This is a genomic window from Rhizobium sp. BK379, assembly GCF_014193955.1.
Lineage (GTDB): Bacteria > Pseudomonadota > Alphaproteobacteria > Rhizobiales > Rhizobiaceae > Rhizobium.
Map to the genome: position 1 here is coordinate 408712 of NZ_JACIAD010000002.1, position 12403 is coordinate 421114.

General features: G+C 60.0%; 11 protein-coding genes. 5 read left to right on the forward strand and 6 right to left on the reverse strand.

Annotated features, from left to right (window positions below; genetic code table 11):
* Window positions 1-825: an NmrA family NAD(P)-binding protein gene (locus FHT93_RS13035; RefSeq protein ID WP_183847893.1), complete on the reverse strand. Its 825-nt coding sequence runs from the start codon at window positions 823-825 to the stop codon at window positions 1-3.
* Window positions 826-924: 99 nt separating this feature from the next.
* On the opposite strand from FHT93_RS13035, the gene FHT93_RS13040 reads away from it, so the two are divergent.
* The 3 genes from FHT93_RS13040 (at window position 925) to FHT93_RS13050 (ending at window position 3337) form a co-directional block, all read left to right on the forward strand.
* Window positions 925-1578: a TetR/AcrR family transcriptional regulator gene (locus FHT93_RS13040; RefSeq protein WP_183847895.1), complete on the forward strand. Its 654-nt coding sequence runs from the start codon at window positions 925-927 to the stop codon at window positions 1576-1578.
* Between the two features lie 74 nt (window positions 1579-1652).
* Window positions 1653-2348 (forward strand): orotate phosphoribosyltransferase, encoded by a 696-nt coding sequence (locus tag FHT93_RS13045; RefSeq protein ID WP_183847897.1) that lies wholly within the window; start codon window positions 1653-1655, stop codon window positions 2346-2348.
* 62 nt (window positions 2349-2410) lie between these two features.
* Window positions 2411-3337 (forward strand): carbohydrate kinase, encoded by a 927-nt coding sequence (locus tag FHT93_RS13050; RefSeq protein WP_183847899.1) that lies wholly within the window; start codon window positions 2411-2413, stop codon window positions 3335-3337.
* A 34-nt stretch (window positions 3338-3371) separates the two neighbouring features.
* Here the strand turns inward: FHT93_RS13050 and FHT93_RS13055 are convergent, their stop codons facing one another.
* A complete protein-coding gene (locus FHT93_RS13055; protein ID WP_113013045.1) occupies window positions 3372-3746 on the reverse strand; it encodes a metalloregulator ArsR/SmtB family transcription factor in 375 nt (124 codons plus the stop codon).
* A gap of 169 nt (window positions 3747-3915) precedes the next feature.
* Between FHT93_RS13055 and FHT93_RS13060 the strand changes: the two genes are divergently transcribed.
* Complete coding sequence (locus tag FHT93_RS13060) at window positions 3916-4911, forward strand: acyl-CoA desaturase (RefSeq protein ID WP_246781616.1); 996 nt, start codon at window positions 3916-3918, stop codon at window positions 4909-4911.
* On the opposite strand, the gene FHT93_RS13065 is transcribed toward FHT93_RS13060, so the two are convergent.
* The 3 genes from FHT93_RS13065 to FHT93_RS13075 all read right to left on the reverse strand — a co-directional run bounded on the left by FHT93_RS13065 (window position 4871) and on the right by FHT93_RS13075 (window position 9259).
* Window positions 4871-5674, reverse strand: coding sequence for an alpha/beta hydrolase (locus tag FHT93_RS13065; RefSeq protein WP_183847901.1), 804 nt, complete (start codon window positions 5672-5674; stop codon window positions 4871-4873). The two genes, FHT93_RS13060 and FHT93_RS13065, sit on opposite strands and share 41 nt — an antisense overlap.
* A 118-nt stretch (window positions 5675-5792) precedes the next feature.
* Complete coding sequence (gene pgi, locus FHT93_RS13070) at window positions 5793-7418, reverse strand: glucose-6-phosphate isomerase (protein WP_113114680.1); 1626 nt, start codon at window positions 7416-7418, stop codon at window positions 5793-5795.
* Between the two features lie 140 nt (window positions 7419-7558).
* Complete coding sequence (locus tag FHT93_RS13075; RefSeq protein ID WP_113013041.1) at window positions 7559-9259, reverse strand: long-chain fatty acid--CoA ligase; 1701 nt, start codon at window positions 9257-9259, stop codon at window positions 7559-7561.
* Between the two features lie 250 nt (window positions 9260-9509).
* On the opposite strand from FHT93_RS13075, the gene FHT93_RS13080 reads away from it, so the two are divergent.
* Complete coding sequence (locus FHT93_RS13080; RefSeq protein WP_112541753.1) at window positions 9510-9902, forward strand: PRC-barrel domain-containing protein; 393 nt, start codon at window positions 9510-9512, stop codon at window positions 9900-9902.
* Window positions 9903-9951: 49 nt separating this feature from the next.
* On the opposite strand, the gene FHT93_RS13085 is transcribed toward FHT93_RS13080, so the two are convergent.
* Entirely contained in the window at window positions 9952-12402 is a 2451-nt protein-coding gene (locus tag FHT93_RS13085; protein ID WP_183847903.1) for a glycoside hydrolase family 2 protein, read from the reverse strand.
* Window position 12403 lies beyond the last annotated feature (1 nt).

Below are 12403 nucleotides of genomic sequence, written 5' to 3' on the forward strand. Positions count from 1 at the left end.
TCAGGCGCTCCACAATCCGGTCGCCGCGGTCTCCCGCGCATATTGTTTGAAATCCCTTGCCGGGCGGCCGAGAATCTCTGTCACACCGCTCATCACCTCGGAATTGCGCCCGTCGAGGATTTGGCCGAAGAGCTCTTCCAGCAGCGCGATGACAGGCTCCGGTGTTCCCGCTACGGAGAGGCTCTCCTTGAAGTCCGCCATCGATACCTGTTCGTAGTCGATAGTCCGGCCTGAGGCAGCCGCAATCTCGGCCACGGCTTCGCGGAAGCTCAGCGCGCGAGGGCCGGTCAGCTCGTAGATCCTGTTGCGATGCCTGATATCGGTCAGCGCCGCCACTGCCGCATCGGCAATGTCATCGGCATCGATGAAGGGCTCCTTGATATCGCCGGCCGGCAGTTCCAGCCTGCCGGCAATGAGCGACTCTACTAAAGCGCCCTCGCTGAAATTCTGGCAGAACCACGAGGCGCGCAGGATCGTGTAGTCGATCCCTGCCGCCCGCAGCGCTTCCTCACTCCGCTGCGCCCCTTCTTCGCCACGGCCGGACAGCAGCACGATATGCTGCAGGCCGCACTCCCTTGCGAGTCTTGAAAGCGCCTCGATGGCCTCTGCCGCCCAGGAGACGGAAAGGTCCGGCTGGAAAGCGACATATGCGCTCGTCGCACCCGTGAGTGCATTGCGCCAGGTCGTGCGATCCTCCCAGTCGAAGGCCGGTGCGGTGGAGCGGGATGCTTTGCGAACGTCAAGTCCGAGCTCCTCCAACCTGTTGGCAATGCGGCCGCCGGTTTTTCCCGATCCGCCGATCAGAACGATTTCGGAATTCTGCATATCGAAACTCCTCTTCGGTTAAAATAAGAGAAACTCTCTCATTTGCAAAATGCGATAAACTCTCTTATTTTCTTTGTCAACAGTCGAGGGAAGCGGAAGATGGCAGAAGAGGTGATCGCACGACGCAGGCGCCAGCAGGAGCCGACCGGCCAGCCGCGCCGTATCCCGAGCCAGCAGCGCGGCCGCGAACGCTTCGAAAGAATCTTGACGGTCGCCTCCGCGGTGATCGAAAAGAACGGCAGCGATGCACTGAAGATGAGTGAAATCGTTGAAAAGGCCGAGATTTCCTTCGGTGCCCTCTATCAATATTTCCCGGACAAGACCTCGATCATCCGCACACTTGCCGAGCGCTTCAATGAGCAGGGCCGGCAATGCGTGGCAGACGAACTGGCGAAGGTGACGGACGCGGACAATCTGCAGACAGTCCTCGGCGTCATCGCGGATGAATATTATGCATTCTTCCGCCGCGAGCCTGTCATGCGCGATATCTGGCACGCGACCCATACGGACAAGCTTCTTCAGCAGGTCGATGCCGAAGATATGGAATTCCACGCGCAGGCCCTGTTCTCGGTGTTAAAACAACTATGGCCAAAGCGTGCCGAGCCGGAGCTTCTGGCCATTGCCCGGCTGACCATGCAGCTCCTGGCGGCGGCTGTTCGCTACGCTGTTTCGCTGGATGAGAAAGAGGGCGCGCAGGCAATCGCGCTCTTCAGGAAGATGCAGGTTGCGGATATTGGCCGCCTGCTCGGCTGACGGCCGTCTTCAGTCTGGAAACCGACCGCTCTTGCTGCTATTGCCGCTGGAACGTCAGCCGAAGGAGAAGCCGCATGATCCAGACCACATTTCCTGACCGCGCCGTCATGGCAGAGCTGCTGGCAAAGATGCTCTGGGAGATCAAGGCTGTTCATTTCAATGCCGAGACGCCCTACAAATATGCTTCCGGCATCATGAGCCCGGTCTATATCGACTGCCGCAAGCTTCTCTCATTCCCACGCGTCCGCTCGACGGTTATGGACTTTGCCGCCAGCACGCTGCTGCGCGATGCCGGCTTCGAACAGTTCGATTGCATCGCCGGCGGCGAAACCGCAGGCATTCCCTTTGCCGCACTGCTTGCCGATCGTCTCGGCTTGCCGATGATCTATGTCCGCAAGAAGCCGAAGGGCCACGGTCGCAATGCGCAGATCGAAGGCGACATGAAGGAAGGCGCCCGCGTTCTCATCATCGAGGATCTGACCACTGCCGGCGGCAGTATGTTCACCTTCATCGATGCCATCAGGGCCGCCGGCGGCATCGTCGATCACGGCATGGCGCTCTTCTTCTACGGCATCTTCCAGGAGGCGCATCAGCGCTTTGCCAATGGCAAGGTCCAGTTCCATCATATCGCCACCTGGCGTGAGGTTCTGGCGATCGCCAAAGAGCAGAAGCTCTTCGATGAAAAGACGCTGCAGGAAGTCGAGGCCTTCCTCGATGCGCCGCTGGCCTGGTCGGCAAGGAATGGTGGCGTGAGTGAGCTTTCGCTCTAGCCTTTTGACAAAAGCTCGCTTAATCGATTGAGAAACGCGTAAGTCCTGTTGGGAGGAATTCGATGATTTTGTGCTGCGGCGAGGCCCTGATCGACATGCTGCCGAGGGATACGACCCTTGGCGAAAAGGGCTTTGCGCCCTATGCCGGCGGCGCGATCTTCAACACGGCGATTGCGCTTGGTCGTCTGGGCATCCCGACGGCCTTCTTCACCGGCATTGCCGATGACATGATGGGCGAAATCCTGCTCGATACGCTGAAGGCGAGCAATGTCGATTACAGCCCGTGCGCCATCACCTCGCGCCCTTCGACGATCGCCTTTGTCAAGCTCGTCAACGGTCAGGCAACCTATGCCTTCTACGACGAAGGCACTGCCGGCCGCATGATCACCACGGATGATCTGCCTGTTCTCGGCGATGATTGCGAAGCGCTGCATTTCGGCGCGATCAGCCTGATCCCGAGCCCCTGCGGCGAAACCTACGAAGCGCTTCTCGACCGCGAAGCCGCAAAGCGCGTCATCTCGCTCGACCCGAACATCCGCCCTGGCTTCATCAAGGACAAGCCTGCGCACATGGCCCGCATCAAGCGCATGGCCGCCAAGTCCGACATCGTGAAATTCTCCGACGAGGATCTCGAATGGTTCGGCCTGGACGGCGACCATGACGCACTGGCTGCTCACTGGCTGAACCACGGCGCCAAGCTCGTGGTCATCACCAAGGGTGCTGAAGGCGCAACCGGCTACACAAGCGCGCGCAAGGTCACCGTACCTAGCGAGCGCGTCACCGTCGTCGATACTGTCGGCGCCGGCGACACATTCGACGCCGGCGTCCTCGCCTCGCTGAAGATGGATAACCTGCTGACCAAGGCGCAGGTCGCCAGCCTCGACGAACAGGCGCTCCGCAACGCTTTGGCGCTTGGCGCCAAGGCGGCTGCCGTCACCGTCTCCCGCGCCGGCGCCAACCCGCCCTGGGCAAAAGAGATTGGACTGTAAGACTTTCAGCCAGACCCCGCCGCTGCCTTGAAACTCAAGGCAATTCCTTCGCGTCTTTCGCGCGGGCGCGCGCCTGGCTTTCCTTCTTGATCGGCCGACCGACCGGACAGACTTCCTGCACGAAGCCGTTGAGTGTGTTGACGAGATTGTTCTCGATCAGGGAGTAATGGACGAACTGACCCTGCTTCTCTCGCCGGATCAAACCCGCCGTCTCAAGGACGGAAAGATGCTGCGAAACGGCCGGCTTGGACATGCTGAAGCGGTCGGCGATCTCGCCGGCGGTCAGGCCCGATGCCGAGAGATAGGCGAGTATCTTCCGACGTGGCGCACTGGAAAGTGCGTGGAATACCCGCTGAGCGGCGCTGACGGAACCGTCTTCCGCAGCGTCATCGAACATCTCTTCTTCCAAGTCCTGTCTCCGTGCCCGAGGCATCGCTGCATCGATCCATTAAACAATTAAGCAATTAATGCATTGCTTAATTGTTTCTCTTGCCGCAAAGTAATTAGGTAATTCCTTAAATAATGAATTGGCGGGCGGTGTTCAAGTGTTGAATGCGCCCGAAGGGAGGGAGTTTGCCATGAGCAGCATTTCCACCGGACGGATGATTGATGACAAAAGCGATCCAGTGAAGGGCAGGGTGGTCTGGATGCCCACGAAGTCGATCTGGATTACCACGATGACCTTGATTGCGATTATTGGCGGACCGCTGACTTTCACCTGGAGTGCCTTTGCCGTCTTCATCCTGTTGACCGCGATCACGATCTGCCTCGGTCATTCGGTCGGCATGCACCGGCTGCTGATCCACCGGTCGTTCAACACCCATATCTGGATCGAACATTTTCTCGTCTATATTGGTACGCTGGTTGGCATGGCCGGCCCCTTCGGCATGATCTATGCGCACGATATTCGCGATTGGGCTCAGCGACAGCGAGAGTGCCATGACCTTTTTGCACACAGGCGGTCGTTTTTCATCGACGCCTTCTGGCAGATGCATTGTGCAGTGGTGCTGGACCATCCGCCGCATTTCGTCATCGGGGAGCGGGAGCGGCACGATCGCTTCTATCGCTTCGTGGAGGCGACGTGGATGGCGCAGCAGATCCCCTTGGTACTCATGCTCTTCATGCTCGGCGGATTGCCGTGGCTAGTCTGGGGCATTGCCGTGCGGATAGCGGTGTCGCTGACCGGACACTGGCTGGTCGGTCATTTTGCCCATCGGGTTGGCCATCAGGGCTGGAGTATCGATGATGTCGCTGTGCAGGGGTATAACCTGCCGCACTTCGGGTTGGTGACCTTCGGCGAGAGTTTCCACGGCAACCATCACGCCTTTCCGGAATCCGCGCGGCTCGGCATCGAACCGGGCCAGCTGGATCTGGGCTGGTATTTCATCCGGCTGCTGGAACGGCTCGGTCTGGCCACGGCGATCAGGCTCCCCCATATGATTGCGCCAAGACGAGGGTTGAAGCGCGCCACCCAATCCGAAGCCGCTTGCAACGGCCAATGCGCCCTGGGTAGACGCAATCGGCCTCTGAATCTTATTCGATCCGGTCGAGAAAGGCTCGGACCTCGCGATTGAAGAGGTCCGGTTGCTGCAGCGGCGCGAAATGGCTGACATCTGGCATGAGCACGAATTCCGCATCCGGGATCGTCCTTGTCAGATAGTCGGCATGCTCGGGCGTGATGAATTCGTCATGCTCGCCGAGCACGATGGAAACTGGAACTTTGATGCCAACCAACTGCTCCGCCGAGTAGTTGGGCTCCGTCGCCATCATCTTCGAGACATCGCCGACAAAGGCCTCGAACTGGTCGGGCGTTGCCGATAGGGCCTGATAGTCCTGCCTGTGGCGGCTGAAGCAGCGATCGATAACGGGCGTCATCTTGAATTCCTTGGTGCCGCCGGGGTCCATGTTGCAGGCGAAGAAGAAGACGCCGCAGACGCGCTCCGGATTCTGGTCGGCAAGGATCAGCGATGTGCAGGCGCCATCGCTCCAGCCAACGAAGGCAGCTTCCCGAATCCCGGCATGATCCATCACGGCCAGCACATCCGATGCCATCAGGTGATAGGTATAGGGACGGTCGTCACGCGTGCTGCGGCCATGTCCGCGGCTGTCGATCACCACGACCCGGTGGCCTGCCTCGACGAGATCGGGAACCTGATAGCCCCAGTTGCCACTATTGCCGAGCCCGCCATGCAGCAGGATGACGGCCGGGCCGGTGCCGTAGCTTGCATACCAGATGCGCGCGCCTTCATTCTCGACGAAACCCTCATCGTCCGCGGGCGGCAATGGTAGCGCCCCCTCGGCTTCGAATTTCACCAGCTCGTCATCCGTTGCAGTCATCGGCTCCTCCTCCAGCACTCTCTCTATAGACGACGAGATGCTCTGCATTTCGACAGCGTCAAATAAAAAAGCCCACCCGCATCACGGATGGGCTTCTGTAAGGGCGCGATCGCCAAACTTACTTGGCGAGCTTTGCCAGCGCGGCAACCAACCCCTGCGTCGAGGAATCGTGGCCGGCAGCGCTTTCCTTGCCTTCGACGACGGGCAACAAGCCGGTCGCCAGTTCCTTGCCGAGCTCCACGCCCCACTGGTCGAAGGAGTTGATGCGGAAGAGCACGCCTTCGACGAAGACGCGGTGCTCGTAGAGAGCGATCAGGCGACCGAGCGCATAGGGCGTCAGCTTGTCGTACACGAAGGTGATCGACGGGCGATTGCCGGTAAAGACACGGTGCGGGGCGATGAAATCGGCCTTCTTGTCGTCCATGCCCTTGTCGGTCAGCTGCTTCTTGGCTTCCGCGAAGGTGCGGCCCTTCATCAGCGCTTCCGACTGGGCGAGAACGTTGGACATCAAGAGCTGGTGCTGGTGGCGCAGCTCCGGCTCGAAGCCGTTCGCGGCGATCATGAATTCGGCCGGGATGATGCTCGTGCCCTGATGGATGAGCTGGTAGAAGGCGTGCTGGCCGTTGGTGCCGGGCTCACCCCAGGCAACAGGGCCGGAATTGCCCTCGACCGGCGTGCCGTCGATGGTGACACCCTTGCCGTTCGATTCCATATCGAGCTGCTGCAGATAGGCCGGGAAGCGCGACAGGCGCTGGTCGTAAGGCAGGATGGCGCGGGTCGGGTAACCCAGGACATTGCGGTGATAGAAACCGATAAGGCCGAGCAGAATTGGCAGGTTTTCGGTAATCGGCGCCTTGCGGAAATGATTGTCGATGGCATGTGCGCCGTCGAGGAACTTGCCGAAATTCTCCGGACCGACGGCGATCATCAGCGGCAGGCCGATTGCCGACCAAATCGAGTAGCGGCCGCCGACCCAGTCCCAGAAGCCGAAGACGCGTTCGCTTTCGATGCCGAAGGCCGAGACCTTGTCGAGCGCCGTCGAAACGGCGGCAAAGTGGTGCTGAACAGCAGCTTCGCCAAGTGCGCCGGCGATGAACTTGCGCGCCGTCTGGGCGTTGGTCATCGTCTCGACGGTGGTGAAGGTCTTGGAGGCGACGATGAAGAGCGTCGTTTCCGGCTGCACCAGCTTCAGGATATCGGCAATATGGGCGCCGTCGATATTGGAGACGAAATGGGCGCGCGGGCCGTCATGGAAGGGGGCAAGCGCCAGCGTCGCCATGACCGGGCCGAGATCCGAGCCGCCGATGCCGATATTGATGACATCGGTGATCTTCTTGCCGGTCGCGCCCTTCAGCGCGCCGGAGCGCACGCCGTCGGCAAACTTGCCCATGGCGGCGAGAACGGCATTGACGTCAGGCATGACATCCTTGCCATCGACCAGCACGGGCGTGTTGGAGCGGTTGCGCAGCGCCGTGTGCAGAACGGCACGGTTTTCGGTGAAGTTGATCGCCTTGCCGGAGAACATCTCCTCGCGCTTCTTTTCGACACCGCCTTCTTCGGCGAGCTTCACCAGAAGCTTGAGGATCTCGTCGTTGACGGCCGTCTTGGAAAAATCCATCAGCAGGTCGTCAAGCGATACGGAAAAGCGCGAAAAGCGCTGCGGATCGGCCGCGAATGCGGCGCGCAGATCGGTTGCCTTGGTGGCTGCCGCGGTGCTCTTCAATTGTTCGACGATGGCATTCATGGAAGGCTCCTTTGGAGGCGGAGAGGGCTGCGGAAACTATTCCCTTTCTCCTGGTCAAATCAAGTTCAGCCATCTGTCGAAATATGAAAAAAGCCACCCGCGACAAGCGGATGGCTCGCAATTTCACGGGACGGTCAAATTCAGCCGCGCAGGTCCTTGCGCAAAATCTTGCCGACGGGCGTCTTCGGCAGCTCGGTGCGGAATTCGATGAAACGCGGTCGCTTGTAGTTGGTGAGATTGGCGGCGCAATGCGCCTTCACATCGGCCTCTGTCAGCCCAGGGTCCTTGCGTACGATGAAGAGCTTCACCGCCTCGCCGGAATGCACGTCCGGCACGCCGATGGCCGCCGCCTCCAGAATGCCGGGATGCATGGCCGCCACTTCCTCAATCTCGTTCGGGTAGACGTTGAAGCCGGAGACAAGGATCATGTCCTTCTTGCGATCGACGATCTTGGTATAGCCGCGCCCGTCCATGAAGCCCATGTCGCCGGTCCGGAAATAGCCGTCCGGCGTCATCACCTTCGCCGTTTCCTCCGGCTTGTTCCAATAGCCGGCCATGACCTGCGGCCCGCGGATGCAGATCTCGCCGATCTCGCCGAGCGACAGCGAATTGCCGTCCTCGTCTCTGATATCCAGTTCCGTCGAAGGAATGGGAAGGCCGATCGATCCTGTGAATTCAGGGGAATCGAAACGGTTGGCCGTCGCGACAGGCGATGTCTCGGACAGCCCGTAGCCTTCCGTAATGTGCGAGCCGGTCACCTTCAGCCAGCGCTCCGCGACCGGTCTTTGCACTGCCATACCGCCGCCGAGCGACATGACGAGCGAGGAAAAATCGAGCCTGGCGAAGTCGGCATTGTTGAGCAGCGCGTTGAACAGCGTGTTGAGGCCTGGAAAAATATGGATGTTCGACTTCTGGAATTCCTTGACCAGCCCCGGAATGTCGCGTGGATTGGCGATCAGCACATTATGGGCGCCGAGCGACATGCCCATCAGCGAATTCACCGTCAGTGCGAAGATGTGATAGAGCGGCAGCGCGCAGAGGAAGTTTAGCACATCAGGCTGCCTCTTCTTGTCGAAGGCGGATTTCAGCCAGAGTTGCAGCTGCAGCTTGTTGGCCAGCAGGTTCTGATGCGTCAGCACAGCACCCTTCGCAATGCCTGTCGTCCCACCCGTATATTGCAGGAAGGCGATGTCGCTGCCGGTGAGCGCAACGGGAGCAAGGGTCTTGTGCGCGCCTTCGGCCAGGACCTGTCTGAAACTTTTGTGTTGCGGGATGGACCAGGAAGGAACGAGCTTCTTTATCCGGCGAACGACGAAATTGACGATATGCCCCTTGGGCCCGAGCATTTCGCCGAGAGAGGTGACGACGACATGGCGCAGGTCCGTCTTGTTGATGACCTGTTCGACGGTGCGCGCGAAATTTTCCAGAACGAAGATTGCCTTGGCGCCGGAATCGTTGAGCTGGTGCTCAAGCTCGCGCGGCGTATAGAGCGGGTTGACGTTCACCACGACGAGCCCGGCGCGCAGGATGCCATAGACCGCGACGGGGTTCTGCAGCACGTTCGGCATCATCACGGCGACACGATCGCCCTTTTGCAGACCGGCACCTTGCAGCCACGCAGCCACCTTTCGGGTCTGGGCCTCGAGTTCGCGATAGGTCATCGTTTTGCCCATGCTGGAAAAAGCCTTGCGATCGGCAAAGCGGGCACAGTTTTTTTCCAGGAGGTCGGGAAGCGATGTGAATTCCAGTGGGGGAATCTCGGCCGGAACGATGTCCGGATAGGTGGCAAGCCATGGTTTTTCCGGTTTCTCACCGCTTGGGTGGACGGAAATGCTGTTCATTTTCTCTCTCCCATTCGGCCGCCGAAACCGGATTTGCGCCGGGATCGATCGGAAGATTCCTCCATCCTCCGTCAAGGCAGCTTATGCCATTGCTTGAACGGTTCAAGCAACTTGAGGCTACAATAACCTTGACGTAAACGTCAATATCGCAGCCGGTGCCTGCGAACATCATGTGACAGGGAACTTTGAAGCATAGGGTACGTTTTGTCGGTGTGGATGAACCACGAGGAAACGATAAAGGAGGTGCACAATGCTCAATCAGGATACCGACGCCACTCGCCGCGACCCGAATGTCAAGGATACGCCGACGCTGATCGCCAGTGACCGCGTTGAAGGCACCCGCGTCTATGGCGCCGATGGCAAACATATCGGCTCCATCGAACGTCTCATCCTCGGGAAGCAGGATGGCCGCGTTGCCTACGCCGTCCTGAGTTTTGGCGGCTTCCTCGGCATCGGCCACGACCACTATCCGCTGCCCTGGGCAAAGCTGAGCTATGATACCCAGCTGGACGGCTACCGCATCGATCTCACCAAGGAGCAGATCGAAGGCGCGCCGAGCTACGCGGATGATGACGACACCTGGTACAACGATAATGGCCGCCGCGTGTATGATTATTACGGCGTGCCGCCCTACTGGATGTAACGTCGCCCGCGCAGATGAGCCGGCAGAGGCCCCGCCAGAGCGGGGCCTTTCAGTTTTTGTTCACAAGGTCATTGGCGGTCCGAAGCACCGTTCCAACGACGATTTGTTCGGCCGACAAGGACTTCTCGGTGGTTAAACGGAAGACGTGGCTTTCACAGGGCAGCAGCGTCACCAGCATCGAGTCGACCACAGCCGAGGGGTCGAGCCGGTCCGCCATCAGGCAGAGATCCTTCAGGAAATTCCGCGCCGTCACCGTGACATCGTAGCCGCCGGCCGATTTTGCCAGCGATATGCTGAGATCAGGTGCCGGAAGCTTAAGGTCGATATCCTCGACGAAATAGTGGAAGGCCCGCTTGTCCAGCATCTGGACGACGATGACTTCCTCATCCGCTGCACCGGCTTTTGCGATATCCGCAGGCAACGGAAATTCCTTCGCTTCGAACCGGTCGCAGAGCAGCCGCCAGAATTCGAACTCCGCCAGCACGGTACCATCGAGCCGCACCCGCTTGCCGCTGATCTTCGAGCGCCAGAACAGCGTCTGCTCGTTGACCGCCACTGCCGAAAGGCCTTCGCCGCGTGGCTGGATCGTCAGCAGGCGAGGGTGGAATGCCTGCTGCATCGCATACCAGAGCGGCTTGCGCCGGCCGGCGGAATCGAGTGCCGCCCAGGACGTCACCGGCCAGCAATCGTTGAATTGCCAGACGACCGCGCCCTTGCAGATGTCGCGATGCGAGCGCATGTGCTCGACGGCGAAGCGGATGGCGCGGGCCTGATTGAGCTGAGTGGCAAAATGCCAGTCATCCATCGTCTGCGGCACGGGCAGATGTCCGGCAAGGCCCCTGATGAGCTTGTCATTGCCTTGCGTCGCTTTCTGATGATGGAAGACGCCGCGCGATTCCGGCGTTAGCGGGTTGTCATGCACACTCTCCTGCAGCGTCGCCCAGTTCGGCGGGGCCTGCCAGCCGAATTCCGAGCAGAAGCGCGGGATGTAATTGCGGTAGACCTCGTAACCGACGTCGTTCCACACGTCCCAGATATGCTTGCAGCCATGCCGGTCGTCATTCGGCTCGATATCCATGGAGCCCGAATAGGGGCTGCCAGGATAGTAGGGCCGGTCAGGATCGAGTTCCGCGCAGAGCTTTGGCAGGACATCGAGATAATAGCCGAGCCCCCAGCTGACGCCGTCCTTGATGATCGGCCTCCAGCCCCACTCGTCAAAACCCCAGATATTCTCGTTATTGCCGTTCCAGATGATGAGCGAAGCATGCGGCATCAGCCGCACGACATTGTCTCGCACCTCGGCAATCACCTCGCTACGCAACGGCTCTTCCTCCGGATAGGACGCGCAGGCAAAGAGGAAATCCTGCCAGACGAGCATGCCGGCCCGGTCGCAGGCCTCGTAGAATTCGTCCCGCTCGAAGATGCCGCCGCCCCAGACGCGCAGCAGATTGATATTGGCGGCCTTCGCCTCGTCGATCCGCGCCGCATAGCGCTCCGCCGTCACGCGCGAGGGAAAGCAATCGTCCGGAATCCAGTTGGCGCCGCAGGCAAAGATCGGCACGTCGTTGATGATGAAGGTGAAGGCAGAGCCATGTGCGTCCGGTGACGTATCGAGCCGCAGCGAGCGGAAGCCGATCTGCTTGTAATAGCTGTCGAGTATATCGCCGCTCTCGTCCTCCAGCCGGATCTCCAGCGGATAGAGTGGCTGCGCGCCGAGATGGTGCGGCCACCATAGCTGCGGCGAGGGCACGCGCACCTCGAACGAAACCTCATCCGCATCTGTGTCGATCGTGACCGTCTGCGTCACGCCGCCGATCTCGGCCGTCAGCTTGGTCAGTCCGGTCTCGCCATGTCTTGCCAGCCGCGCATGAACCTTGACCAGCCCATCGCCGCCGGCAAGCGTTGCCGAGACGCGGGTTTCGCCAAGCCGCACCCGATCCCAGCTCTCCAGCCGCACCGGCTTCCAGAGGCCAGCCGTCACAAGCGTCGGGCCCCAGTCCCAGCCGAAATTGCAGGCCATCTTGCGCATCAGGTTGCCCGGCCCCGGATAGTTGTTTGGGCGGTAGCCGTAGTGCTTCTCCATTTCCGCACCGTAGGCATAGGCGGAATGGAAGGTGACACTGAGTTCGTTCGTGCCCGACCGCAGGAGAGACGAAACGTCGAAGCGATAGGTGCGGTGCATGTTGAAGGTGCGGCCGATCTCCTCGCCGTTCAGTTGGATCGTCGCGATCGTATCGATGCCGTCGAAGACCAGTTCCTGCATCTTGATGGCATCGGCCGCGGCTTCGAAATTGAGCTGGTAGACCCATTCCGTCTTGCCGATCCAGTCATTGGTGATCTCGTTGATATCGAGATAGGGATCGGGGATAAGCCGGTTTGTCAGCAGGTCGAGATGCACGCAGCCGGGCACCGTTGCCGGAATGGACGCCGGCAGACTGGTTCTTCCTGTATCGTTACAGGAAAGCGTCCAGCCGTTATGAAGGTCTCTCCTCCCAATCATG